This window comes from Paraburkholderia edwinii, from assembly GCF_019428685.1.
GTDB lineage: Bacteria > Pseudomonadota > Gammaproteobacteria > Burkholderiales > Burkholderiaceae > Paraburkholderia > Paraburkholderia edwinii.
The window spans coordinates 2075330-2099765 of sequence record NZ_CP080095.1; the positions used below are offsets into that span (position 1 = coordinate 2075330).

Genomic DNA, 24436 nt, shown 5'->3' on the forward strand with positions numbered 1-24436 from the left:
AGAGCTCAGGCGCGCACGGCCGGTTGCATCTGCTTCTGCGTAAGCGCCGCGGAGCGCACCACGTCATTTACCCGAGTCGCGAACTCTGCTTCGGGTACGCCATATACATGCAATGAGATTGCGGGTGCGTCGCTCGCGTTGCCGAGCCGATGGATGCAGCCGCGACCCGCGCGCGTGTACGAGACCGCGCCGCGGTCTCGCGCCTGCGTGCGGACCGGTACCGCGTAATCTTCTTCTTCATTCCAGTCATAGATTGATTCGCTGAGCGTGCCTTCGAGCACGACATAGCCGCACCACGTGTGATGCGCATGCACTGGGCTCATCTGGCCCGGCATCCAGACGAGAGAAGCAATCGCATAGCGGCCGAGCGGGTCCGCCGCGAGCAGATGGCGATGATATTTCTCGGCCGCGCCTTCGCGCTGCGCTGACGTCAATAGCCGCGCATCCGCGGCCGCTTCGACGAGTGCCGCACGCACCGCGCGCGCGAAGCGGGCGTCGCGGGCCGGATCGGCTGCGTCGCGGCACGAATCGAAGGCGGCATCGAGCACGGCGCGCAAGCGGTCGATCGCATTGGCGGGACGCGTCGCGGCCTCGCCGGGCAATGCAAGACGAGTTGCGGCGGCGGCGTGACGTGTGGCCGGCTTGCCGTGACGATCGACAGTGGGCGGCTGGATTGAGTGGCTCATCGAAGGCTCCGGTGACGGGCTGGTTCTGACGTAATCGGACAGTCACATTTATACCGGTTTGCGTGGAGAAAGAGTTTTCATATAATTTCCTCAGATCGTCGTCGGGTAGAAGATTTTTCTATCCGTAAGCCAAAATTAAAACTGGGCGCCAATCCATGGATATCATCGATAGAAAACTGCTCGAGCTGCTGCAGGAAGACGCGACCATGCCGATCGCGGAGCTCGCGCAGCGCGTGAACCTGTCGCAGACGCCGTGCTGGAAGCGTGTGCAGCGGCTCAAGGAAGCGGGCGTGATTCGCGCGCAGGTCGCGCTGTGCGACCCGCGCAAGCTCGGCGTCGGTACGACGGTGTTCGTCGCGGTGCGCACGAACCAGCACACCGAGGAGTGGGCGCATACCTTTACGCGCGCGGTGCGCGACATTCCGGAGGTGGTCGAGGTGTACCGCATGAGCGGCGAAACCGACTATCTGCTACGCGTGGTTGTGTCCGACATCGACGATTACGACCGCGTGTACAAGCAGCTGATCCGGTCGGTGCCGCTTTATGACGTGAGTTCGAGTTTCGCGATGGAGCAGATCAAGTATTCGACGGCGTTGCCCGTGAGGCCGCAGGTGACGGCGTCGAATAGTTGATGGAGCGCCAAAGCGGTGGCTCTCGAGCTTGCCGGCCACTTGCCGGCAACTAACCGGAATCAGAAAAGCTGACGGCTTGACCGTCCCCAAGCTTCCTCTTGATTTTCACGGGCATACCCATAATAATTATGGGTATGCCGACCGAACCTATTCGGCTCAAGCTTAACGATGCCAACCTGCAACGGTTGATACGTGAAGCTGCGGCGGATACGGCGCGTGTGTTTTTTCCTAAGCACGCAACGCAACGGATGCGCGAGCGAGCGATCACGCCTACTCAGGTCTACGAGTGCTTGAGGCGAGGCTCGGTGTCGGAGTCGGCACATATGAATCTGCACGGCAACTGGCAATGCACGTTGAAATGGCGTCATGCGGGTGACGATGTCTCGGTCGCCGCGGCACTCGAGCGTGACGATGATGGGCATTGGATCGTGATTATCACGGTGTTTTGAGGAGCGGCCATGTACCACTACACAGAGGCGGGACTGCAAAACGTGTGGCTGGCAAACGGCTATCACGTCAAGAAAACGAAGTATGGCGAGGCGGTGTCGATTGAAGACGCCGAGGGGTTGCATCGGGCGATCGGGCGGCACCTCGCGCAAAAGCGTTACCTCACGGGCGCGGAGTTCCGTTTCCTGCGCAAGGAACTCGATCTGTCGCAACGCCGCGTTGCCGATCTCGTCGGCACGTCGGAACAGACCGTCGCCTTGTGGGAAAAGCGGGGAAAGATTCCCGAAACGGCAGACAGGATATTCCGTGCTATCTATCTCGAGACAGTGGACGGCAATGTGAAGATCAAGGATTTCATCGAGGGCATCGCCGACCTCGATCGGAAGGTGGAAGAGAAAATGATCTTCCAGGACACCGAAGCGGGCTGGCTGCCCAAAGCCGCCTGACCTGTCACTGCCTGCATATCACAGCGGTTACGCAGCCGTTATCACAGCCTTTTCCAACCGCCCGCATGGGCGGTTTTCTTTTCGCGTGTCTCGTCAACGTCCAGAGTCTGCGCGCGCGACTGCAAGCCAGCCGCAAGGCGGGCCGGCGTAGAATGCCCGCTTTGTCGATCAACCGCACGCAGGGCCTTAGATGAACGAACCGCTCAAGAAGAACCCGACCACCCGTGTTGCCGTGCTGATCGTGGTGGTGGTGGGACTGGTGATAGCGACCGTGCTGTACAACGCGATTACCGAGAAGCGTGAGTTCGATCGCGAGAACGCACCCGATACGACGTCGAGTGCCGCATCGAGCGCAGCGGCGACGGGTGCTTCCGGCACAACGGCCGCATCGGGCAGTGCGGCACAGTGACGCAGCAGCAGCGCGTCTGCTCAAACTTCAAAGCAAGCTTCACGACAGGCTTCGAATCAATTCTCCGGTAGCCGGATTACGCTCGCATCCTTGCGGATCAGAAACGACGCCGCGAGCATCTGCTTGCACTGGTGCGCGAGCAGTTTCAGTTCACTGACCGCTTCAGGTTTGCCCGCACTGTCTGGTGCTTTCTCCGCTTCGATCACCATCGAGTCGAGTTCGCGCGTCAATTGCTTGACGACGTCGGGCTGATCGGCCGGCGTCGCGTTGCCTGCCTCCGCTTGCTCGAGATTTTCACGCACGACGCTCAGGGCTCGCTGCAGCGGCTGCTGCGACTTGCGGTCAACCTGAATGATCGTGCGCAACAGCGGCGCCGCGGCCGCGATTTCCGATGCGAGCACGTGGCTGCGAACGAGCAGGTTGTTCAACTCGGGCACAAACTTTTGCGCTGATTTCGGCTCGAGCATCATGCGCTGGAATGCCTGCCCAAGATTGGCAAACGCGACATGTACGTTCTTGCGCGCGAGCCGGTAGCGATAGTCGCGATCGAGCGCACCGGCCGCGGCCGATGTGCCGGATGCAGGCGCTGCGCCGCGTGTGTTCGAGGCGGGGGCCGAAGCAGACCCTGAAGCAGACGTCGAAGCGGGCGGCGGGGCGTCGTCTGCGGGAATCGCATTGGCGGTCGCGGCCGCCAGCGTGGCAGTTAGTTCGTCCTTGCGATCGATCTGGTCTTGCGGGTCGACGCGCTTTGCATCCAATGCGGCGTCCGCCTCGCCGCCGTTTGATTCCGTTGCATCCTTCGCCGTCGCCTCCGTTGCCCCCTTCGCCTCCGTCGCCGGCCCCGGCGTGCGGCCTCCGGCAACGCCGGCAGGGACATCCTCACGCGCGACCGCCGCGCGCGGCGCGCGCGCACCGGCTTCGGTCACCGCGGCCGGCGCGACCGCGAGCGCCGGCTTGCCGCTCCACCACCAGCTCGCTTCGAGATACTGGCGCGTCGCCGCGATCATGTTGTTGACGAGCTTGCCCATCAGCCGGTATTCCCAGTACGGGAACAGGTGGCTCGCGGCGATTGCGATCGCGCACCCCACGACGGTATCGATCGCGCGCTCGCCGATAATGCGCATGCTGCCCGGCGCGAGCAGATGGAACATCAGCAGCACATACGATGACGTAAACACGACACTCGCCGCATAGTTGAACAGCAGCAGGCTATAGCTCATCACCATCGATGCGAACATCACGACGAGCAGGATATGCGGCTCATTGACAAACATCATCAGCGCGATGCTTGCCGCGCAGCCGATCGCCGTGCCGACGATACGCTGGCCGTTGCGCTGCTTCGTCAGCGAATAGCCGGGCTTCAGGATGATGATGACGGTCATCACGATCCAGTACGCGTTGGTAAGCGGCAATAGTCGCCCGAGCCAGAAGCCGACCGCGACGGCGATCGTCACGCGCAGTGCGTGGCGAAAGCTCGGCGATGCCATCGTCAGGTTTGAGAATATCTGGCGGAAGGGCACGCGTCGGCTCGAGACGAATCGGGCAAGCGCCTGGTCGATTCTGAGTTCGGTTTCCGTCGTCGACGTTTCATTCGCGAGGCTGCGCCGCATTCTATCGATGAGCCGCGTGGCGCTCCACAGGCGTCTGAACGATGCCGACACGGCCGCATAAGCCTCCGGATTTTTCGCCGGCAAGCCATGCTTGCGCAATTGATCGAGCTCGAATTCGATCGCGCGCAGCTCCGCTTTCATATTGATACGCCCGCGCGGCGGGCGGTCCTGCAGCACGGCGAGACCGATATCCTCGAGATCGGCGGCCGCCTTGCGGATCAGATCGCGATAGAAGACGAGCACGTCCGAGCCGCCGAAGGTGGTGCGCACAAGCGGGTAGTCGGTGTGCGCGCCGACAAAAAGTTCGTGCAGGTCGACCGTGTTGATAAACAGGTTGAAAAGCGTGACGCGCGCCGGTTCGAGGTGGCCGCTCTTCAATTTCGGCAAGTTGCGCAGCACGATGTCGCGCGCGGCGTCCTGGCGCTCGACCGCGGCGATCTGCTTCGCGACCAGATTGCGGTAGCACTCGTCGACGTCGTTGTCGAGATCATAGAAGTCGGCGCGCGCGAGCAGATAGTCCGCGCAGGCAAACACGCTTTCGGCGAGCGCCTGCTGTTCGATCCGATGCACCATCCAGCGGCTCACGAACGTCGACCAGTAGGTGTACCAGAGGCCGCCCAGCAGAATCCACGACGCATTGATGAGCGCTTGCAGGGGCGTGAAATGCTCCTCGAGCGTCAATGTCATCATGAACAGCGTCGCGAAGCTGATCTGCGGCCAGCGGTTGCCGTACACGACGATCAGCGACAGCACGAACGTAAGCGGCACGACGGTGCACCACAGCGCGAGCGCGTTGACGGTGGCGAGGCCCGTGGCGAGTGCCGACAGAAAGCCGATCACGCTGCACGCGAGCATTTCGTTGTGCTTGTACTTGAGCGGGCCGGGCATGTCGACTGCGCATGCGCCGAGCGCGCCGGTCGCGATCGTGAAACCGAGCTCGCGATTGTGAAATACCGTTAAACACAGCACGGCCGGCAAGGACACGCCGACCGCAATGCGCAAGCCACCATAGAAATACTGGCTGTACAGAAACTTCTTGATCTCGACCGAATAGCGCATCGAATGGACCGGGCCGCTTGCGTAGTAAATGTTGGGATGAAGCGTGGCAAAAACTGCAGGCGAGTCTAACTGATTTTATCTGCGCTATGACCTCGTCCGTTAGGCCAGGTTTCAGCCGTCACGATGTGTTTGCTATGCTGTGCCCGATCATGACCTATCGCTACGACATTCCGCCTGACGAGATCGAGTTGACGGCCGTGCGCGCGCAGGGCGCGGGCGGGCAAAACGTCAACAAGGTATCGAGTGCAATCCATCTGCGCTTCGACGTGCGTGCCTCGTCTTTGCCGGAGGTGCTGAAGATGCGCCTGCTCGCGCTGTCCGATAACCGGATTACACGCGACGGCGTGGTCGTCATCAAGGCGCAGGAACACCGCACGCAAGAGATGAACCGCGCCGCCGCGCTTGCGCGCCTCGATGAATTGATTGCAAGCGTCAGCGTGATACGTAAGGCGCGTGTCGCGACGCGTCCGACGCGCGCATCGCAGCAGCGGCGGCTCGAGAGCAAGACGCGCCGTGGCGACGTCAAATCGGGGCGGCGCAGAATCAGTGACGAATAATCGGCGCGGAAGGGGAGAAGCAAGGCGCGAACCAAGGCGCCAGATCAGACCGACGAGCGGCGAACGCTCGAACGAGGCAACGCGCTAGGGGCGCTTGCGCGGCAGGAAATCGACGCAAAATACGCTGAGCGCACCTTCGCGCGGCACCGCGACGGCTGCGGTATAGCAGTCTTCGCCATCGGTGAGCGAACAGTGCGGGCCCATCATCGCGACGCGTCCTGGCGCGGCCAGTGCATGTTTGAAATACGCGCGCCGCGACCAGTTGTTGCGCGTGTCGGGAAAGAGCGGCGCAAGCCGCGGCGACGGCGGCGGCGCATCGAGTGCGGTGATCGAAGGCTGCGTCTGTTCGCCATGCTCGTTGAGCACGAACACGCGGCGCGCATCGGCAATCCTGAACACCGGCTGCGCGGCCTGGCACAGGTCGCCGGTCGCCGTGAAGATCTGTGCGCCGTTCAGCACGGCTTCGGTGAAGCCCTCGAATTCCGGGCGCTGATAACGCGTGTGCGTGCGCTCGTAGTCGTTAAAGCGCTGCCACATCTGGTCGATCAGCTCGGGCACGCGCGCGCTGGCGGCCTGGATCGACGGCTTCGGTTGACCGAACCAGAAACCCTGCACGAAATCGACGTCGGCCTGCATCAGCGTCATCAGTTCGTCTTCGGTTTCGACGCCTTCGGCGAGCACCATCGTGCCCGATTGATGCAGCATCGTGATCAGATGATTGATGAGGGCGTTGTCGCTGTCACGCCGTCCGGCACGCGCGACGAGCGAACGGTCGAGCTTGACGATGTCGGGGCGGAAACGCCACACGCGATCGAAGTTCGAGAAGCCCGTGCCGAAGTCGTCGATGGCAATCAGGAAGTCGCGTGGTTGCGACGCGGCCAGCATGCTCGCGACGGCGGACTCATCGTCGGCGGGCTGCTCGAGCACTTCGATCACGATGCGTTCCTGCGGCAGTCCGAAATGCTGCGACAGTTCGTCGATAAACGGACGTTGCGGCCAGCCCGTTTCGAATACTTGCGGGCGCGTGTTCAGAAACAGCCATCCGCTGTCGATGCGTTGTTCCATGAAGTTCGCGACATGCAGGCAGCGCGCGAGCCGGTCGAGCGCACGCGCGTCCGATGTGGAGCGGGTGCCGGAAAAGAGCACGGCCGGAGAGATCGGATGGCCGATCGGATCGAACGCACGCAGCAACGCTTCGTAGCCGACTACGCGCTGGTGAGTGATCGATACGACAGGCTGGAACACGCTGCGCAATGTGATCGTGCGCCATGGCGCGGCCCAGCCGGTCTCTTCCAGCACCATGTGCTGCAACAGGCCAGTGAGCGTCGTATCGTCGACGTTTGGCATGGCGTCAGAATGTCCTATGCAGCGTGCGGCGCGTGGTGGGACCTGGGTGCCGGAAATCTTTCAGCACGGGCCTTAAGCTTCGGCGGCGGCAGATGCGTCGTGCCGGTCTGCGTACGGGGGCGCACCAGCCTGATGTGGCCGGATGCGCGGCCACATAGTTGCCCTGATGAGGCTCCCGCAAGCTTGCCCGAAGCAGTCTAGCAGTTCGAAAGCTACGCGAATGTTCGGGTTATCACAGACCCCGGGAAGAATCGACGTCCAGCCGGACGACGCTCGCGCATCAGGGTTTGGGCGCGGTCGGCGAGATTTCAGCTTCGCGGGTATGCTCTTCGATTTTCCACGAAACAGGGAGGTGAGCAATGAGTGAAATCGCAGTGGTGGCCATTTCGATCGCGAAAGCGGGCTTCGAAGAACAATTGCGTGAGGCGCTCGAAGGTATCGTCGCGCCATCGCGTGCCGAAGCGGGCGCGCTGCAGTACGACCTGCATCGCGATCTGCGCGAGCCGCGTCGCTTCGTATTTTATGAGCGTTGGGAAAGCGAGGAAGCACTCGCTGTGCACGCGCAGTCGGCGCATATCGCGGCGTATCGGAAGGCGATCGCCGACTGGGTTGAGCACTCGGAAATTCACGTGCTCAAGAAGATCAAATAATCGATGCGCGGCGCCGGAGCGCAGCAGCGATCAGTGCGCCGCCTGCGGAACGTCCAGGATCAGAATGATCGTCCAGTCCGCGTCGCCGTCGTGGTGATACTGGCGCTCGGCAACAATGAACGGTTGCTGCTTGCCTTCCGGTCCGAGAAACAGCACGTCGCCTTCCATCGGCAGGCACTCGACCGGCGGCAAGGCAAGGAACGCTTCCTGGCTGCCGCGCGGCATCAGTTTTTCGATCTTGCGCGATGCGGCTTCGGTCCATTCGATGTCCAGCTGGATGTTGCTCATGCTTTCCTCCGCACCTCGGTGCGCGTGGTTGAATCGTCTATCCGTCGTATCGGATTTCGGTGCGCGACTTTAGCATACCGCTGCAACACGGACTTGCCGCGAAGCGTCGGCAAATAGAGGAGGTAGTCGTGCACGACAAGGTCCGATTGTGAAAATGACAAAGGCCGAAGCCGTGGTGCCACGGTTCGGCCTTTTCTTCATTGTGCATGAGGTCTTCGTCAGTGCGCGCACGCGTGACGCGCATACGAGCGGTGAAGCGCTACGCCGCGATGCACAGTCTCCCCATTTGAGGGACTTTACTGCGCAGACTCCGACTTCGGCTTCTTGTGATGCGTCATCCCCTTTTGATGGCGCGGCGCCGGTGCACTTTCCATCTGCTGCTGACGGGTCTGCACGTCTTGCGCGTGTTGCTCGATTTCAGCGGCCTTTTGCGGATCGGTGCTCATCGTAATGCCGCTGTCCTGCTGAGCGTACGCTGCACCCGTCACTGCCGAAAGGGAAACCAGGACTGCGAGGGACACTTTCTTCATCGCTACCTCCGGAGAGTGGTTATGGACCCAAGTATGGCCTGTCCAAGGGGAAAGACAATGCATTCTAGCCAGCAATGTCCGGTCCAGCGGTGACAAAGTAACAGAATTCACATACCGTTACATTTGGTAACGCCCATGCCGCATGGCGGTGAACGCCCGCCCATACGGCTCGCGGGCGCGCATGTTTCGTGCCGCATGCGCGCGCTGACGGAAAGAAAGGTAAAAATGGGCGATCTGTTTATGCGTTGCGGCCCTTGGAATGTGCCTGGCGAACGCTGGCATGCTCAGGTTGATGAGATGTCGGCGCCATAGCGCGCCACTTCGTTATCCTGCCATTCGCCAGATGCATCGGATCGCTAAGTAAAGCGTGGTGGCTCATACATCGGACGCTTTGCGGATGCGCAATGCGATGCGAAAGCAACGCGACTCTCGACGCGCAATGCTCGATGTTCGACAAGGGCAAATCGACGCGCATCAAAACCAGCCGATCGCACGATACACATGAAACTGGGCGAGGCCAATCAACTCATGCAGCGCGATCTCCGCGCTCACGAGGTTTTCGTAACGTGGCAACACGCCGCGCCGCGCGTGTCGCGCGTTCGACACGATCGGCACTGGCGCCATACCGAAACGGTGGAAATCGAGCAGCGCGCGAGGCATCTGGTACGCAGACGTCACGAGGATCAAAGAACCGTAATATCCGTGCGGCAAAATAGCAGCGACATTGCGCGCGTTCTGATATGTGGTGAGGCTGCGGTTTTCGAGAATGATGTCCTCGCGAGGGACATGTTCGCGCAATAACCACGGCAAATAGGTGTCGGCTTCGGCTGCGTCGTGATGCTGGGGATTGCCGCCGCTTACGATTACGTCGCATACGGTTGCCGTACGTTTGCAGCGCGCATAAAGATCGGCGCTCGCGATGATGCGGAAAACCACATCTCGCTTCGGAATCAGCTGGCCGTTCTTCGCATATTCGGTGCCGCCGCCAAGCAGGACGATTGCGGTGCGAGCGGCAAATGCGGAGGGCGGAAGATCTTCACGTCCGGCGACGACGGTCTGCGTGCTGGCGAGCAGCGGCGCGGTGAGCCACCCCGCGGCCAGGAGCCAGAATACGGCGACGGCGGTCAATGCAATAGTGAGCCGCGCGCGCCTTATCAGCAGAAAAGCTGCGAAAAAAAGCACCAATAAAATGAATAGAATCAATTTGATTGGGGTAACGTATCGTTCTGGAACATCTGTTCCTGGATATTTGCGCGTTCGGTATCGCAGCGGAATTACCGCTGCATCGCCGCATTCTTTCAGCGCGCAGCGAACGTTACCATGCCGGTCAACGGGGGCCGGAATGAAATAAATCGCGGCCGGCATCACGGTCGCAGGGCGCGCGGCACGGCTGGCTTCGTGGGCGTCGCTGTAAGCCTTCTGCCAGGCCACTGTCGCGCGACATATACGATGGCTGCACTTTAAGAAAGAAGTGAGATGACCACTTATTCCAATGAAGCGGTACTCGAAGCATTACGGCGTGTGCAATATCGCCAGGTGCCGTGGGCGAAGCGCCCTGGCGTGTTCGAATATCTGCGCTCGCTGGGCATGATGGATACGGTGCGACAGCGCACCGTAGCGCCGGCGCCGGGCTTTCATGCACCGGTCGACATTGCGGTGCTGACCGAGCGAGGTCGTGCCGAATTCGCGCGGCTTGCGCGCGACGAGCGAGCGCTCGACTGGGACGCACGGCGCACGACCGGCTACGTGGCGACTGAGCCGCGCGCGGCGGCGCTGTAGACGGAAAGTTGACCGGCCGTATCGTTTCGCTACCCGTCGGCTTTTCAGGAGTTTCGCCGGCCGGTACTTCCGAAGACTGACCTTACGCGGACCGCGAGGTTCGCAAGCGCATGGCGCGCGAGCGGTGACATGCGTTGACGGTGCAGCATTGCGCGCCGCGAGGGAAGGCGCGCCGCCTGCTTCAGGTCCCGAACGCCGCATGGCGTGCGGCAGCGGACAAAAAAAAGCCCGTATCGCGAGGATACGGGCATACCGGATACTTCTGCCACGCTGTGCTTATGGCAAAGATTGAGACTGGCCGGCCGCCGCGTGGTTCCCGAATTCATCGATTGCATACCGAACGCGGCGCGCGCGCAGGCGCGACCGCTCACGGCCCGTTACCGATGGGTGGGCGGTCGAGGGCGGCGTGATGCGTCGTCGTCGCGCGGTTGCGCCGGACGCGGCGCGCGCACGTTGCTGGCAATATCGCCGCGCAGGTCGCCACGCGGGGTAGGCGGCGTGAAGTCGTGATTGCGTGTTTCCGCCTGTTGCCATGCCTCAAGCGTGGCGGGCTGGTCCGGCTTCCAGTTCCAGCCTTGCTGTTGCGGCCGTTGCTGGGCCGCGGCGATGCCGGCAAGCGTTGAGACGACAATGCCGCACAGGAGCAGGGACATTGGTCGCATGGAAGGCTCCCGTCAGGACGGTCGGTTCCGACTGGTTTGCATAATGCAACGGTATGCCTGACGAAGAAAGCGCGCTGTAAATAATGGTAAATGGTTGTTTCATCCGCTGACAGCGCGCGGCGGGCAGGGCGATAGGTCACACGGCGGTGAGCCGCTCACGGCCAGATGGGCGTGGGTGGGTGGCCCGCTATGGCCGGGCGCCGAATTTGAACAGCCGCCAAAAACGCATCGGGCGCCCGAAGGCGCCCGATGGCAAGCGAAGCAATACACCCGGCAGGGGCGAAGACCGAACAGCCTTCGTGCGACAGTCGGCCGTCAGGCCATCTTCACCGGCGCGCGCCACGACTCCGGATTGGTCCAGAATGCGCCGCGCAGGCGATCGCGACTCGGCGGTGCGGGCGGCTTGGCCGCCGTTGCGCCGATGCGACCGCGCAGCGAAATCTGACGGCCGCTCGTGGCGAGCCGCTTGACTATTTCAGCGAGGGTGCCGTCAGCCTGCCATTCGTCGAAACGGCGACGGCAGGTCGGCGGCGACGGATAGCGGCCTGGTAGCTTGGACCAGCCTTCGCCCGTCGACAGAACCCACAGCACCGCGTTGACCACGGCCCGAGCTTCCACGCGTGGCCGTCCGCGACGTTCGCTCCGCGCCGGCTCCGCACAGAACAACGCCTCGACCAGAGACCACTCGTTGTCTTTCAAATCGTCGAACAGCATCATGTTTCACCTCAGCGAAGCTAACTCCGGTGCGCTGCCCCGCGCCGCGCACTCTCGATGCAGCCGGTTGAGCGGGAAGCCGTATGAGTCGTGTACGGGCTTCTCGCGAACCAGATGCCAGGCGGGGTCGGGCTTGCCGCGGCGGGTGTTCAGTGAACCTCATTCGGCGCCGACCCTTGCGCGATTTCAACGCATGAAGTGTGCCAATCGGTAGCCGAACCGCCTCAAAGTCCCGTGGCACCAAGCCGACACGGGCGCTAGCCAGGCCCGTATGAGAATCCAAAAAACCCGACACGCAAATCGGGACAATCACCAATCTTGTGCAGCGAGGCTCGCCGTCCGTGCGTTTGCGCCTTATTGCTGCGCCGCAGCGAAATGAGGGCGGCAACGTCGCGCGCCGACATCAGGTCGATGAGGATTCGCGCATACAATCCGCATCAAACGAAGACATTAATGAGGGCATCAAATGAATGTGACGCTGCGGCAACTGCGCGTCTTCATCGAAGTCGCGCGGCTGCAGAGTTTCAGCCGGGCTGGCGACGAAATCGGCCTGACGCAATCCGCGGTGAGCCGCTGCGTGCGTGAACTCGAGGCGGAACTCGGCCTCAAGCTGATCGACCGGACGACCCGCGAAGTTCAGTTGACCGACGCCGGCGGCAATCTCGTCGCGAGCGTGTCGCGCCTGCTGACCGACCTCGACGACGCGCTGCGCGAGATTCGCGAGATCGGCGAACAGCGCCGCGGGCGGGTGGTGGTCGCGGCGAGCCCGACGATCGCGTGCCGGCTGATGCCGCAGGTCATCGCGGCGTGTAGCCGGCAATTTCCGTATATCGCGCTCGGCCTGCGCGACGATGTGCAAAGCGACGTCGTGCGCAAGGTGAAGTCGGGCGAGGTCGATTTCGGCGTCGTGGTGGGACCGATCGCGGCCGAAGATCTGTTGACCGAAGTCTTGATGACCGACTCGTTCTGCGTCGTGTCGCGCTCCGATCATCCGCTCGCGAAACATCGACAGGTGGAGTGGAAGGCGCTCGACGGCGAACAGCTCGTGATGCTCGATTACGCGTCGGGCAGCCGGCCGATTATCGATGCGGCGATGACCGAACACGGCGTGCATGCGACGGTCGTTCAGGAGCTCGGCCATCCGGCCACCGTCTATGGGCTCGTCGAGGCCGGCATCGGCATCAGCGTGCTGCCGTGGCTCGCGCTGCCGCTGCCGGCCGATGCGACGCTCGTGGCCCGGCCACTCATGCCGCGCGCCGAGCGCACGGTCGAGCTCGTACGGCGCCGCGACCGGTCGCTGTCGCCGGCCGCCGAGGCGGTGTGGGGATTGATCACGCAGGTCCCGCCGCGCACCGAGGATTTGCGTTGAACGCGGTGGCGGGTCGTTCACACTGCCGTGAGGTTTGCTCGACAGGCAAGGGCGCCAAGATAAACTGTCGGCTTCCCGATCAATTTCCCCCGGCTGTTTCGATGAGCGGAACGGACGTAGAAGGGGACTAGAAGCAGACATGAAAGCGGATATATCCCAAGCCCTTTTCCCGAATGCGCGCGACGCGGTACGCGCGCTGCGGCCATCGCAGATTCGCGAGGTCGCGAACGCGGGCCTCGGGCTCGCCGATGTGCTGCCTTTCTGGTTCGGCGAATCCGACCGCGTGACGCCGGCGTTTATCCGTGACGCCGCCAGCGAGGCGCTCGCGGCCGGCGCGACCTTCTACACGCACAACCTCGGCATCGCGCCGCTGCGCGCGGCGCTGGCCGGCTATGTGAGCGCGCTGCACGGCGCGACCGCGGCGGACAACGTCGCGGTGACGAGCGCCGGCGTCAATGCGCTGATGCTGGCGGCGCAGCTTGTCGTCGGCGTGGGTGATCGGGTTGTCGAGGTGACGCCGCTGTGGCCGAATCTCGTCGAAATTCCGAAGATTCTCGGCGCGCATGTCGAAACCGTGGCGCTCGACTACGGTCCGCGCGGTTGGGCGCTCGATCTTGAGCGGCTGCTCGCCGCGCTGACGCCCAACACCAGGTTGCTGATGGTGAATTCGCCGAATAACCCGACCGGCTGGGTGATGACGCGCGACGAGCAGCGCGCGGTGCTCGAGCATTGCCGCCGCCACGGCATCTGGATCATCGCAGACGAAGTCTATGAGCGGCTTTACTATGCAGACGCCGCGGAAGTCTCTGGCGCGACCGGCGTGATCGGCTCAAGCGGCGCAAGCAGTTCAAGCGGCGAACCGCAGCGCCGCATCGCGCCGTCGTTCCTCGATCTAGCGGCGCGCGACGAGCGCGTGATCTGCGTCAACTCGTTTTCGAAAGCGTGGCTCATGACTGGCTGGCGGCTTGGCTGGATCGTCGCGCCGGCATCGCTGATGGACGACCTCGGCAAGCTCATCGAATACAACACGTCGTGTGCGCCCGCCTTCGTCCAGCAGGCCGGACTCGCGGCGGTTCAGCACGGCGAGGCGTTCACGCGGCGGCTGGTCGGCGAGCTGAAGGCGTCGCGCGATCATCTGGTGCAGGCGCTGTCGGCGTTACCGGGCGTCGATGTGAAGGCGCCGGCGGGTGCGATGTATCTGTTCTTTTCGCTGTCGGGCTCAGCCTCAGGCACTGCTTCAGGCATCTCAGGCAGCCTCGATCTATGCAAAGCGCTCGTTCGCGATGCGCGACTCGGCCTCGCGCCGGGCAGTGCGTTCGGGCCGGAAGGCGAGGGCTTCGTGCGCTGGTGCTACGCGTGCGATACGGCACGCCTCGACGAAGGCGTCGCCCGCTTGCGACGCTTTCTCGACGGACGGCGCGCCGGATGAGGGTGCACGGCGGCGCCAGGCGGGCGAGCGCGCCCGCCTGTCGGCCGTCTGCGGTCGTGCCCCGTCGCCCCGCAGTCGCTTTACGCACCGGATCTTTTTGCGTAATATGGCAGCCAGTCACGCGATTCCTTTCCGGAATATCGCTGCTCCGTCGTCCGGCTGGGAATGGCCTGAATGCCTGTTTTGCCTCCCCCCGGTGCGTGCTCCCATCAATATGACCGATCAAAATCGGGCGAGCGCGTCTTCTGTTCCATATCGTCTGCTTGTCGTCTGTTTGATCCGGTTCTTTTGACCACAGGGTCTGACCTAGCTGCATGAATACCCAAGAGGCGAAGATCGTCCTCGAGACTGCATTGATCTGCGCGCAGGAGCCATTAAAGCTCGGTGAGTTGCGTAAGCTCTTTGCCGACAACGTGTCGGCCGATACGATTCGCACGCTGTTGGAAGACCTGAAGCAGGACTGGTCGGGGCGCGGCGTCGAACTGGTCGTGCTCGCGACGGGCTGGCGCTTTCAGAGCAAACCGGCAATGCGCACGTATCTCGATCGTTTGCATCCGGAAAAACCGCCGAAGTATTCGCGCGCGGTGCTCGAGACGTTGGCGATCATCGCTTACCGGCAACCGGTCACGCGCGGCGATATCGAAGAGATTCGCGGTGTCACGGTGAACACGCAGGTCGTCAAGCAGCTCGAAGATCGCGGGTGGATCGAGGTGATCGGTCATCGTGACGTGCCTGGACGTCCGGCGCTGTATGCGACTACGCGTCAGTTTCTTGACGACCTCGGCCTGAAAGCGCTCGACGAACTGCCGCCGCTTGACGACCCGACCGCGCAGGCGAACGTCGATCTGCTCGCGCAGCATTCGATCGAGTTCACGGACGGCGATGAGTCCGGTGCAGCGGATGTTGCAGAGGCGGGAGATGAGTCTGCGCCGGGCGACGCGACGCCGGCCGATGCGATCGCGGGTGAAGAGGGCGTGTCGTCGGGCGAAGCGGCATCGCCAGAAGCGATGCAGAGCGAATCCGATGGCAGCGATGCCGGACCCGACTCGAACGAAAGTGTCGCGCTCGAGGCCCACGACGAGCCGCATGACGATAGCAACGGCGCAGGTCTGAGCACGACTGCGCCGGCCGAAGCTGCTGCGAATGAAGGCGAAGCACAGACTGCCGGCGAACATGTCGCGGGCGAATCTGCGCCGATGACGGACGCATTGGATCAAACAACGCAAGCGTCGCAAACCGAAGAAACGGTGGAAGCGGTGGCTGCTGGAAACCACGAACCGGATACGGCAACGTGCGACGCCGCAGCGAGCGATGGCATTGCGCACGATGTCATGCCTGCGCCGACTGCAGCGCAATCAAACGAGCAGGACGAGCACGAAGATCAGAATCAGCATGAAACCGGCCCCGCGTCACACAACGCAGCCGGCAATGCGGCGCAAAGCATCGACGCCGCCGCACAGAACGAAGAAGCGGATTCCGGCGCAGCCGCACACAAGGACAGCGCGGATCCCGGCGTGCTTCACGATGAACTTCACGGCGGAGCTCACAGCGAAGCCGAACACGCGGAACACGTGAAACACACAACCGGGCCGCAAGCGACTCAAGCGGCTCACGGCGGTTCGCAAGACCGCCGGGACGCCGCGCAGGACGCCGGCGTGCTGACGGACGACGAACCCGAGTCACGCAGCGCCTGACGTAACAAACCTATGCCGCGCCTGCAATGGGCGCGCGACCTGACATTTTGAGGTTGTTTTGACAGACATCCACGATACCGATTCGCCCGAATCCGAGCGCGCGGTCCGCCCTGCGCCCGTCGACGACATGCGTACGGCGCCGGCAAACGCCGCGGAACGTACTGCGGGCGCCCCGGCCGGCAGCCAGCAGGGCGCCGCTGGCGGTTCCGGCGAAGGATCCGACTTGGAAGGCGACGAGCGGCCGCGCCGCGGCCTGCGCCGCGGACCGCGCAGCCTGATCGCACGCCGTCGCGCGGGCGCGAAGGGCAAGACGGCCACCGACGCCGCGAACGCGCAGCAGCCGGTGCCGGTCGTGCCCGAAGCGCCGCCGGATGGCGAGGTCGTCGCCCAGGTGCGTATGCCGCGCAAGGACGCCTCCGCGAAAGGCCAGGGCGGCCGCCGTGCCGGCGGCAAGCGTGAAGGACAGCGCGATGGGCAACGTGAAGGGCAGCGCGATGGACAGCGCGATGGACAGCGGGGCGCGGCCCCGCGCGATGGCGCGCCGCGTGACGGCGGGCGTCAGCAGCAAAACCGGCGCGGCGGCGGCCAGAACGCCCCGCAAGGCGCACCGGAAGCCGGTACGGACGACGACCTGTTCTCCTACGTAACGTCGCCTGCATTCGACGCGGACAATTCGTCGAATGCATCGAACGGCGGTCCGGGCGGCGGCGTGCGTGCGCCCATGCTGCGCCGTGGCCGACCCGCGCAGCCCAAGCGTGTGCTCGCCCCCGACGACGACGCACCGAAGCTGCACAAGGTATTGGCCGAAGCGGGCATGGGCTCGCGCCGCGAAATGGAAGAGCTGATTGTCGCGGGCCGCGTGTCCGTCAACGGCGAACCGGCGCATATCGGCCAGCGCATCATGCCGACCGACCTCGTCCGCATCAACGGCAAGCCGGTCAAGCGCAAGCTGCAGAACAAACCGCCGCGCGTGCTGCTGTATCACAAGCCGACCGGCGAGATCGTCAGTCACGCGGACCCTGAAGGCCGCCCGTCGGTATTCGACAAGCTGCCGCCGATGAAGAGCGCGAAATGGCTCGCGGTCGGCCGCCTCGACTTCAATACCGAGGGCCTGCTGATGCTGACGACCTCGGGTGATCTGGCGAACCGTTTCATGCACCCGCGCTATAGCGTCGAGCGCGAGTATGCGGTGCGAGTCGTCGGCGAACTCGCCGAGGGTATGCGCCAGAAGCTGCTCGCCGGCGTCGAACTCGAAGACGGTCCTGCCAACTTCCTGCGCATTCGCGACGGCGGCGGCGAAGGCACGAATCACTGGTATCACGTGGCGCTTGCCGAAGGGCGCAATCGCGAAGTGCGGCGGATGTTCGAAGCAGTCGGTCTGATGGTGAGCCGCCTGATCCGTACGCGGCACGGTCCGATTTCGCTGCCGCGCGGTCTGAAGCGCGGCCGCTGGGAAGAACTCGAAGACAATCAGGTGCGCAGCCTGATGGCGTCCGTCGGTCTCAAGGCGCCGAGCGAAGAAAAAGGCGGCAAGGGCGGTCGTAATGCCGAGCAGGAGCGGCGTCAGCCTGATCCGATGCAAACGTCGATGGGCTTTATTCATCGCGAGCCTGTGCTGATGTCGCATGGACGTTTCGATCAGCAGCGCAGCGGTGGTGGCGGCGGTGGCCGGCGTGGGCAGTCGGGCGGCGGTGCGTTCAACGCGCTGAACGCCGGTCCTGGCGGCAATTTCGGCAACCGCAACGGCAATCGCGCCGATGGCCGCACGGACAACAAGCGCGGTGGTCGCGGCGGACGCGATGTCGACGGCAACCGCGCCCCGACCGGCGGCGGCAATCGCGCACAGGGCGCGCCGGGCGGCGCCAATCGCAGCGGTGGCGGCGGTGGCAACCGGGCAATGGCCGGCAATCTGAACCGTCGCGGCAACGCCAATGCGAATCGTGGCGGAGCCGGCGGTGGCGGCGGTGCGAACCCGAATCCAAATGGAAACCGCGCACCGCGCGGTCGCACGCGAGGCCGCTGATCTGCGGCCAGGCCGGTTCAAATGCCGGCCGATCGATTCCAACGGTAAGCAGCGGCAGGCGCACGGCTCGCACTGAGCGGGCATGATGCGTCGATCCGACGTCTTTTCAGCGTCGGATCACGCCATATGGCGCCTTGCTGTGAGCCTTTGCCGGCCGTTCCCCACACCGCATTTTCAACCGGCGATGATCCCTTCGATTGCCGCCAGAGCGAGTGCGGATGCGCGTTTGCAGCCGTCCGTGGTTTGCGTTTGTCCTGAAAAATGGCTACAATCACGAAGTCGCTGGGCGTGCGCTTGGGAGTCTGGTTTCTGGTACGGCTCAGGTGCGACCACCGGCAATAAGATGATGGGCGTTTCGCCCATTTTTTTTTGCCGCGCAAGTTCGCAAATCCATGCGTTCGACGGTGGTTCCGCACGCGGGTCAGGCGGAATACGAAAGGCAACGGCGCTATAACGTGCAAGAAGACGTGCAATAGCGCGCAACGTGCGCAATGCGCAACCCGGCGCGACAAGCGTGTGCAGTAAGCGCGCGCCGGCCTCGCGCGGTCCGCTGTGGTGGTGTTCCTGTGGTGGTGTTCGACAGCAGCTTCGCGGCGACCCCCGTGGCAACCCGGCAGGCGCGCCGCGCGAACATCTAGAGGGCACTTGTGCAACTGACGGAACTGATTGAAACGACGGTCGTGGGCCTTGGCTACGAACTCGTCGATCTCGAGCGCACCGGGCGCGGCATGCTGACCGTGTTTATCGACCAGCCTGCCGGCATCGCGATCGAAGATTGCGAAAAGGTCACGCGTCAGCTGCAGCACGTCCTGACGGTCGAGAACATCGACTACGAGCGGCTTGAAGTATCGTCGCCGGGTCTCGACCGGCCGCTCAAGAAACTGGCGGATTTCGAACGCTTCGCGGGCAGCGAGGCGGTGATCACGTTGAAAAAGCCATTGGACGGACGTAAATCGTACCGGGGCATTCTGCATGCTCCGCAGGGCGAAACGATCGGTCTTGAATTTGAAGGGAAGGAAGGCGCCGCGATGCTGGATTTCACGCTTGCGGATATCGATAAAGCACGCCTCGTTCCGAAAGTTGACTTTAGGAGCCGCAAACAATGAGTCGCGAAGTGTTGATGCTGGTGGATGCGCTGGCACGCGAGAAGAACGTCGACAAGGACGTCGTATTTGCCGCACTCGAGGCGGCACTCGCTTCGGCATCCAAGAAACTCTTCGACGAGGACGCGGACATTCGCGTCCATATCGACCGTGAGAGCGGCGAGCACGAAACGTTCCGCCGCTGGCGCGTGGTGCCGGACGAGGCGGGCCTGCAGGAGCCGGACCAGGAAATCCTGCTGTTCGAGGCTCGCGAGCAGAAACCCGATGCCGAGATCGACGACTTCCTGGAAGAGCCGGTGCCGTCGATCGAATTCGGCCGTATCGGTGCGCAGGCCGCCAAGCAGGTCATTCTGCAGAAGGTTCGCGATGCGGAGCGCGAGCAGATCCTGAACGATTTCCTCGAGCGCGGCGAAAGTATCATGACCGGTACGGTCAAGCGTCTCGACAAGGGCAATTTCATCGTCGAATCGGGCCGTGTCGAAGCGCTGCTGCGCCGCGACCAGCTGATTCCGAAGGAAAACCTGCGGGTCGGCGACCGCGTGCGTGCGTATATCGCGAAAGTCGACCGCACGGCGCGCGGCCCGCAAATCGAGCTGTCGCGCACCGCGCCCGAATTCTTGATGAAGCTGTTCGAAATGGAAGTGCCCGAAATCGAACAGGGGCTGCTCGAGATCAAGGCGGCCGCACGCGATCCGGGCGTGCGCGCGAAGATCGGCGTGATCGCCTATGACAAGCGCATCGATCCGATCGGCACCTGCGTCGGTATTCGCGGCTCGCGCGTGCAGGCCGTGCGCAATGAGCTCGGTGGCGAAAACGTCGACATCGTGCTATGGTCGGAGGATCCCGCCCAGTTTGTGATCGGCGCGCTCGCGCCGGCAGCCGTCCAGTCGATCGTAGTCGACGAAGAAAAGCATTCGATGGACGTCGTCGTCGACGAAAACGAGCTGGCGGTCGCTATCGGCCGCAGCGGCCAGAACGTGCGTCTCGCCAGCGAATTGACCGGCTGGCAGATCAACATCATGACGCCGGACGAGTCTGCCCAGAAGCAGAATCAGGAACGCGGTGTTCTGCGTGACCTGTTCATGGCGCGTCTCGATGTCGACGAGGAAGTCGCCGACATCCTGATCGACGAAGGCTTCACGAGCCTCGAAGAGATCGCGTATGTGCCGCTCAACGAGATGCTCGAAATCGAAGCGTTCGACGAAGACACGGTTCACGAATTGCGTAACCGCGCCCGCGACGCGTTGCTGACGATGGCGATCGCGAACGAGGAGAAGGTCGAGGGCGTTGCGCTCGACCTGAAGAGCCTCGATGGTATGGACGCCGATCTGCTCGCAAAGCTCGCCGAACATCAGGTGCAGACGCGCGACGATCTGGCAGAACTGGCAGTAGACGAGCTGGTCGAGATGACCGGCATGGAAGAGGACGCCGCCAAGGCGTTGATCATGAAGGCCCGTGAACACTGGTTTCAGTGACAGAGTGACATGACCATGAACCACTGACCTGAACGCGGCCGGCTTTGATGAAGGCGTTATTGAAATTGCAGTTTTGAAATGCGTTTCAAGCCTCATCTAAGGCCTTACGGCCGCACGACCCGATGCTAACCGCAAGGAATCGGTCCTTGCACTAAGAGGAATGAATGGCGAGTAACAACGTAGCCCAATTTGCCGCGGAACTGAAAATGCCTGCAGGCGTGCTTCTCGAGCAGCTGCAGGCAGCGGGCGTCCAGAAAGCGAGTGAGGACGATGCCTTGTCGGAAACCGACAAGGCGCGTCTGCTCGACCACTTGCGCAAGTCGCACGGCTCGCAGGACGCCGACAAGCGCAAGATCACGCTCACGCGACGGCACACGTCGGAAATCAAGCAATCCGACGCGACGGGTAAGGCTCGTACCATTCAGGTCGAAGTGCGGAAAAAGCGCACCTTCGTGCGTCGCGACGAAACGGCCGAGCAGAACGATCAGGCCGCGGCTCATGCAGCGGCTGCCGCTGAGGCCGAAGACCTCGAACTGCAGCGCCGCGAGGAAGAAGCGCGCCAGCAGGCCGAACTGCTCGAGAAGCAGGCTCAGGAGCTGAAGGAGCGCCAGGAGCGTCTCGAGCGCGAAGAGGCCGAGCGTCAGGCGCGCGAGCAGGCGGCCGAGGCCGAGCGCCAGCGCGCGGAAGAGGAAACGGCGAAGAAGCGTGCCGCGGCGATGGCCGAGGCGGCCGCGCGCGAACAGGCGGAAGCCGAGCGCGCCGCGGAACAGGACGACGAGCGCGCGGCAGCGGAACGCGCGGCACAGCGTGAAGCGGCGAAGAAGGCCGAGGACGCTGCACGCGCCGCATCCGAGAAGGCGCGCGCCGAGCAGGAAGAAATCGCGAAGCGCCGTGCGGCTGCCGAAGCCGAAGCGCGCGCGATCCGCGAAATGATGAACACGCCGCGCAAGGCGGCCCAGGCGAAGGCGCCGGAACCCGCGCCGCAGAAGCCCGCCGAGCAGCCGAAGGCCGCCGAAGCGAAGGGCACGCTGCACAAGCCCGCGCGTCCGGCCGGCGAGACCAGCGCGCGTCCGGCGGCGAAGAAGCCGGCGGCCGCAGCGGCACCGGCATCGACCACGACGCCGTCGACAGCGCCTGCGGGCGACAAGAAGCGCGGCCCGGGCGGCGGCAAGCCCGGCGGCTGGCAGGACGACGCAGCCAAGCGCCGCGGCATCAAGACACGCGGCGATACGAGCGGCGGCGTCGATCGCGGCTGGCGCGGCGGTCCGAAGGGACGCGGCAAGCATCAGGATGCGAACACGACCTTCCAGGCGCCGACCGAACCGATCGTGCGTGAAGTGCACGTGCCTGAAACCATCACGGTGGCGGACCTCGCGCACAAGATGTCGGTGAAGGCTTCGGAAGTCATCAAGGTGATGATGAAGCTCGGCCAGATGGTCACGATCAACCAGATGCTCGATCAGGAAACCGCGATGATCGTCGTCGAGGAACTCGGTCACCATGCGGTGGCGGCGAAGCTCGACGATCCTGAAGCGATGCTGGTCGAAGGCGAAGTGAGCGATGCGGAAGCATTGCCGCGTCCGCCGGTCGTCACGGTGATGGGTCACGTCGACCACGGCAAGACCTCGCTGCTCGACTACATCCGGCGCGCGAAAGTGGCGGCCGGCGAAGCGGGCGGCATTACGCAGCATATCGGCGCGTACCACGTCGAAACGCCGCGCGGTGTCATCACGTTCCTCGATACGCCGGGTCACGAAGCGTTCACGGCCATGCGTGCCCGCGGCGCGAAGGCGACCGACATCGTTATTCTGGTGGTCGCCGCCGACGACGGTGTGATGCCGCAGACGAAGGAAGCAATTTCGCACGCGAAGGCGGGCGGGGTGCCGCTCGTCGTCGCGATCAACAAGATCGACAAACCCGAAGCGAATTCCGAGCGCGTCAAGCAGGAACTCGTCGCGGAAGGCGTCGTGCCGGAAGAGTACGGTGGCGATTCGCCGTTCGTGCCGGTTTCGGCGAAGACCGGTCAGGGTATCGACGATCTGCTCGAAAACGTGTTGCTGCAGGCCGAAGTGCTCGAACTGAAGGCGCCGGTCGAATCGCCGGCCAAGGGTCTCGTGATCGAAGCGAAGCTCGACAAGGGCAAGGGTCCGGTCGCGACGATTCTCGTGCAGTCCGGTACGCTGAACCGCGGCGACGTTGTGCTGGCGGGCAGCGCCTACGGCCGCGTGCGCGCGATGCTCGACGAAACGGGCAAGGCGACGAAGTCGGCGGGTCCGTCGATCCCGGTGGAAATCCAGGGTCTGTCGGAAGTGCCGGCAGCCGGCGAAGAAGTGATCGTGATGCCGGACGACCGCAAGGCGCGCGAAATCGCACTGTTCCGTCAGGGCAAGTTCCGCGACGTGAAGCTCGCGAAGCAGCAGGCCGCGAAGCTCGAGAACATGCTCGAGCAGATGGGCGAAGGCGAAGTGCAAAACCTGCCGCTGATCGTCAAGGCCGACGTGCAGGGTTCGCAGGAAGCGCTCGTGCAGGCGCTGCTCAAGCTGTCGACGGATGAAGTGCGCGTGCAGATCGTGCACGGCGCGGTGGGCGGCATCAGCGAATCGGACGTCAACCTCGCGACGGCGTCGAAGGCGGTCATCGTCGGCTTCAATACGCGGGCCGATGCGCAAGCGCGCAAGCTGGCCGAGACGAACGGCGTCGACATCCGCTACTACAACATCATCTACGACGCAGTGGATGAGATCAAAGCAGCGATGTCGGGCATGCTCTCGCCGGAGAAGCGCGAAGTCATCACCGGTATGGTCGAGGTGCGCCAGGTATTCAAGGTGCCGAAGGTCGGCTCGGTGGCCGGTTGTATGGTCACGGACGGCATCGTCAAGCGGTCGTCGTCGGTGCGCGTGCTGCGCAACAACGTCGTTATCCACACCGGCGAGCTCGATTCGCTCAAGCGCTTCAAGGACGACGTCAAGGAAGTGCGCCAGGGCTTCGAATGCGGTATGTCGGTGAAGAATTTCAACGATATCGTCGAAGGCGACCAGTTCGAAGTCTTCGAAGTCACCGAAGTCGCGCGTACGCTGTAACCGGAGCGCCGCGCTTGAAGGGCGGAGCGGGCGCAAAGCCGCTCCGCCCTTTGTTTTTATGCCTGACTGAACATGCCGAAAAAACGCACTTCCCCCAATCGCAACGTGCAGATCGCGGATCAGATTCAACGCGATCTGTCTGAGCTGCTGCGTGAGGTCAAAGACCCGCGGATCGGACTCGTCACGATCCAGAGCGTCGAGCTGACGCCCGACTATGCGCACGCGAAAGTCTATTTCACGACGCTGACCGGCGACGCACAGCAAACGCAGATCGCGCTCAATCACGCGGCCGGCCATCTGCATAACCAGCTCTTCAAGCGTCTGCACATTCACACGGTGCCGACGCTGCATTTCCACTTCGACAAGACGATCGAGCGCGCGGTCGAAATGTCGCGCCTGATCGACGAAGCGAACGCGAATCGCGCGAAAGAAGATCCGGAAGACTGA

The 24436-nt window shown here is 63.3% G+C and carries 23 protein-coding genes; 15 read left to right on the forward strand and 8 right to left on the reverse strand.

Annotated elements, in window-relative coordinates; genetic code table 11:
* Positions 1-5: 5 nt before the first annotated feature.
* Positions 6-686 (reverse strand): cysteine dioxygenase family protein, encoded by a 681-nt coding sequence (locus KZJ38_RS09245; protein WP_219799760.1) that lies wholly within the window; start codon positions 684-686, stop codon positions 6-8.
* A 155-nt stretch (positions 687-841) separates the two neighbouring features.
* On the opposite strand from KZJ38_RS09245, the gene KZJ38_RS09250 reads away from it, so the two are divergent.
* The 4 genes from KZJ38_RS09250 to KZJ38_RS09265 all read left to right on the forward strand — a co-directional run bounded on the left by KZJ38_RS09250 (position 842) and on the right by KZJ38_RS09265 (position 2620).
* Positions 842-1318: an Lrp/AsnC family transcriptional regulator gene (locus tag KZJ38_RS09250; RefSeq protein ID WP_219799761.1), complete on the forward strand. Its 477-nt coding sequence runs from the start codon at positions 842-844 to the stop codon at positions 1316-1318.
* Between the two features lie 128 nt (positions 1319-1446).
* On the forward strand, positions 1447-1767 hold the full coding sequence (locus KZJ38_RS09255) for a DUF4258 domain-containing protein (protein ID WP_219799762.1): 321 nt from the start codon (positions 1447-1449) through the stop codon (positions 1765-1767).
* 9 nt (positions 1768-1776) lie between these two features.
* The gene (locus tag KZJ38_RS09260) at positions 1777-2211 is read left to right on the forward strand and encodes a helix-turn-helix domain-containing protein (protein ID WP_219799763.1); all 435 of its coding nucleotides are present in this window, start codon (positions 1777-1779) and stop codon (positions 2209-2211) included.
* Between the two features lie 190 nt (positions 2212-2401).
* On the forward strand, positions 2402-2620 hold the full coding sequence (locus tag KZJ38_RS09265) for a hypothetical protein (protein WP_219799764.1): 219 nt from the start codon (positions 2402-2404) through the stop codon (positions 2618-2620).
* 56 nt (positions 2621-2676) lie between these two features.
* On the opposite strand, the gene KZJ38_RS09270 is transcribed toward KZJ38_RS09265, so the two are convergent.
* Positions 2677-5289, reverse strand: coding sequence for an FUSC family protein (locus tag KZJ38_RS09270; protein WP_219799765.1), 2613 nt, complete (start codon positions 5287-5289; stop codon positions 2677-2679).
* Positions 5290-5438: 149 nt separating this feature from the next.
* Here KZJ38_RS09270 and arfB point away from each other — a divergent pair, with 149 nt between their 5' ends.
* Positions 5439-5846: an alternative ribosome rescue aminoacyl-tRNA hydrolase ArfB gene (arfB, locus tag KZJ38_RS09275; protein ID WP_219800197.1), complete on the forward strand. Its 408-nt coding sequence runs from the start codon at positions 5439-5441 to the stop codon at positions 5844-5846.
* An 84-nt stretch (positions 5847-5930) separates the two neighbouring features.
* On the opposite strand, the gene KZJ38_RS09280 is transcribed toward arfB, so the two are convergent.
* On the reverse strand, positions 5931-7193 hold the full coding sequence (locus KZJ38_RS09280) for an EAL domain-containing protein (RefSeq protein WP_219799766.1): 1263 nt from the start codon (positions 7191-7193) through the stop codon (positions 5931-5933).
* A 359-nt stretch (positions 7194-7552) separates the two neighbouring features.
* Here KZJ38_RS09280 and KZJ38_RS09285 point away from each other — a divergent pair, with 359 nt between their 5' ends.
* Entirely contained in the window at positions 7553-7843 is a 291-nt protein-coding gene (locus KZJ38_RS09285) for a putative quinol monooxygenase (RefSeq protein ID WP_219799767.1), read from the forward strand.
* A gap of 30 nt (positions 7844-7873) precedes the next feature.
* Here KZJ38_RS09285 and KZJ38_RS09290 read toward each other — a convergent pair whose 3' ends face one another.
* From KZJ38_RS09290 to KZJ38_RS09300, 3 genes are all read right to left on the reverse strand, one after another.
* Complete coding sequence (locus tag KZJ38_RS09290; protein ID WP_219799768.1) at positions 7874-8131, reverse strand: DNA-binding protein; 258 nt, start codon at positions 8129-8131, stop codon at positions 7874-7876.
* A gap of 296 nt (positions 8132-8427) precedes the next feature.
* Positions 8428-8661 (reverse strand): hypothetical protein, encoded by a 234-nt coding sequence (locus tag KZJ38_RS09295; protein WP_219799769.1) that lies wholly within the window; start codon positions 8659-8661, stop codon positions 8428-8430.
* A 474-nt stretch (positions 8662-9135) separates the two neighbouring features.
* Positions 9136-9864, reverse strand: coding sequence for a YdcF family protein (locus tag KZJ38_RS09300; RefSeq protein WP_246641746.1), 729 nt, complete (start codon positions 9862-9864; stop codon positions 9136-9138).
* 273 nt (positions 9865-10137) lie between these two features.
* On the opposite strand from KZJ38_RS09300, the gene KZJ38_RS09305 reads away from it, so the two are divergent.
* The gene (locus KZJ38_RS09305; RefSeq protein ID WP_219799770.1) at positions 10138-10440 is read left to right on the forward strand and encodes a hypothetical protein; all 303 of its coding nucleotides are present in this window, start codon (positions 10138-10140) and stop codon (positions 10438-10440) included.
* A 377-nt stretch (positions 10441-10817) separates the two neighbouring features.
* Here the strand turns inward: KZJ38_RS09305 and KZJ38_RS09310 are convergent, their stop codons facing one another.
* Complete coding sequence (locus tag KZJ38_RS09310; protein WP_219799771.1) at positions 10818-11102, reverse strand: hypothetical protein; 285 nt, start codon at positions 11100-11102, stop codon at positions 10818-10820.
* A gap of 315 nt (positions 11103-11417) precedes the next feature.
* Positions 11418-11819 carry an IS5/IS1182 family transposase gene (locus KZJ38_RS09315; RefSeq protein WP_075157442.1) on the reverse strand — a complete coding sequence of 134 codons (402 nt, stop codon included), beginning with the start codon at positions 11817-11819 and terminating at the stop codon, positions 11418-11420.
* Between the two features lie 463 nt (positions 11820-12282).
* Between KZJ38_RS09315 and KZJ38_RS09320 the strand changes: the two genes are divergently transcribed.
* The 8 genes from KZJ38_RS09320 to rbfA all read left to right on the forward strand — a co-directional run bounded on the left by KZJ38_RS09320 (position 12283) and on the right by rbfA (position 24436).
* Positions 12283-13185, forward strand: coding sequence for a LysR family transcriptional regulator (locus tag KZJ38_RS09320; protein WP_219799772.1), 903 nt, complete (start codon positions 12283-12285; stop codon positions 13183-13185).
* A 139-nt stretch (positions 13186-13324) separates the two neighbouring features.
* Positions 13325-14614 carry a pyridoxal phosphate-dependent aminotransferase gene (locus tag KZJ38_RS09325; protein WP_219799773.1) on the forward strand — a complete coding sequence of 430 codons (1290 nt, stop codon included), beginning with the start codon at positions 13325-13327 and terminating at the stop codon, positions 14612-14614.
* A 314-nt stretch (positions 14615-14928) separates the two neighbouring features.
* A complete protein-coding gene (gene scpB / locus KZJ38_RS09330) occupies positions 14929-16308 on the forward strand; it encodes an SMC-Scp complex subunit ScpB (protein ID WP_219799774.1) in 1380 nt (459 codons plus the stop codon).
* Between the two features lie 58 nt (positions 16309-16366).
* A complete protein-coding gene (gene rluB / locus KZJ38_RS09335; protein ID WP_219799775.1) occupies positions 16367-18331 on the forward strand; it encodes a 23S rRNA pseudouridine(2605) synthase RluB in 1965 nt (654 codons plus the stop codon).
* A gap of 647 nt (positions 18332-18978) precedes the next feature.
* Positions 18979-19437, forward strand: coding sequence for a ribosome maturation factor RimP (rimP, locus tag KZJ38_RS09340; RefSeq protein WP_219799776.1), 459 nt, complete (start codon positions 18979-18981; stop codon positions 19435-19437).
* A complete protein-coding gene (gene nusA, locus KZJ38_RS09345) occupies positions 19434-20909 on the forward strand; it encodes a transcription termination factor NusA (protein WP_219799777.1) in 1476 nt (491 codons plus the stop codon). Before rimP ends, nusA begins: the two co-directional genes overlap by 4 nt.
* Before the next feature lie 164 nt (positions 20910-21073).
* On the forward strand, positions 21074-23989 hold the full coding sequence (gene infB, locus KZJ38_RS09350) for a translation initiation factor IF-2 (RefSeq protein ID WP_219799778.1): 2916 nt from the start codon (positions 21074-21076) through the stop codon (positions 23987-23989).
* Between the two features lie 72 nt (positions 23990-24061).
* Entirely contained in the window at positions 24062-24436 is a 375-nt protein-coding gene (gene rbfA / locus KZJ38_RS09355) for a 30S ribosome-binding factor RbfA (RefSeq protein WP_219799779.1), read from the forward strand.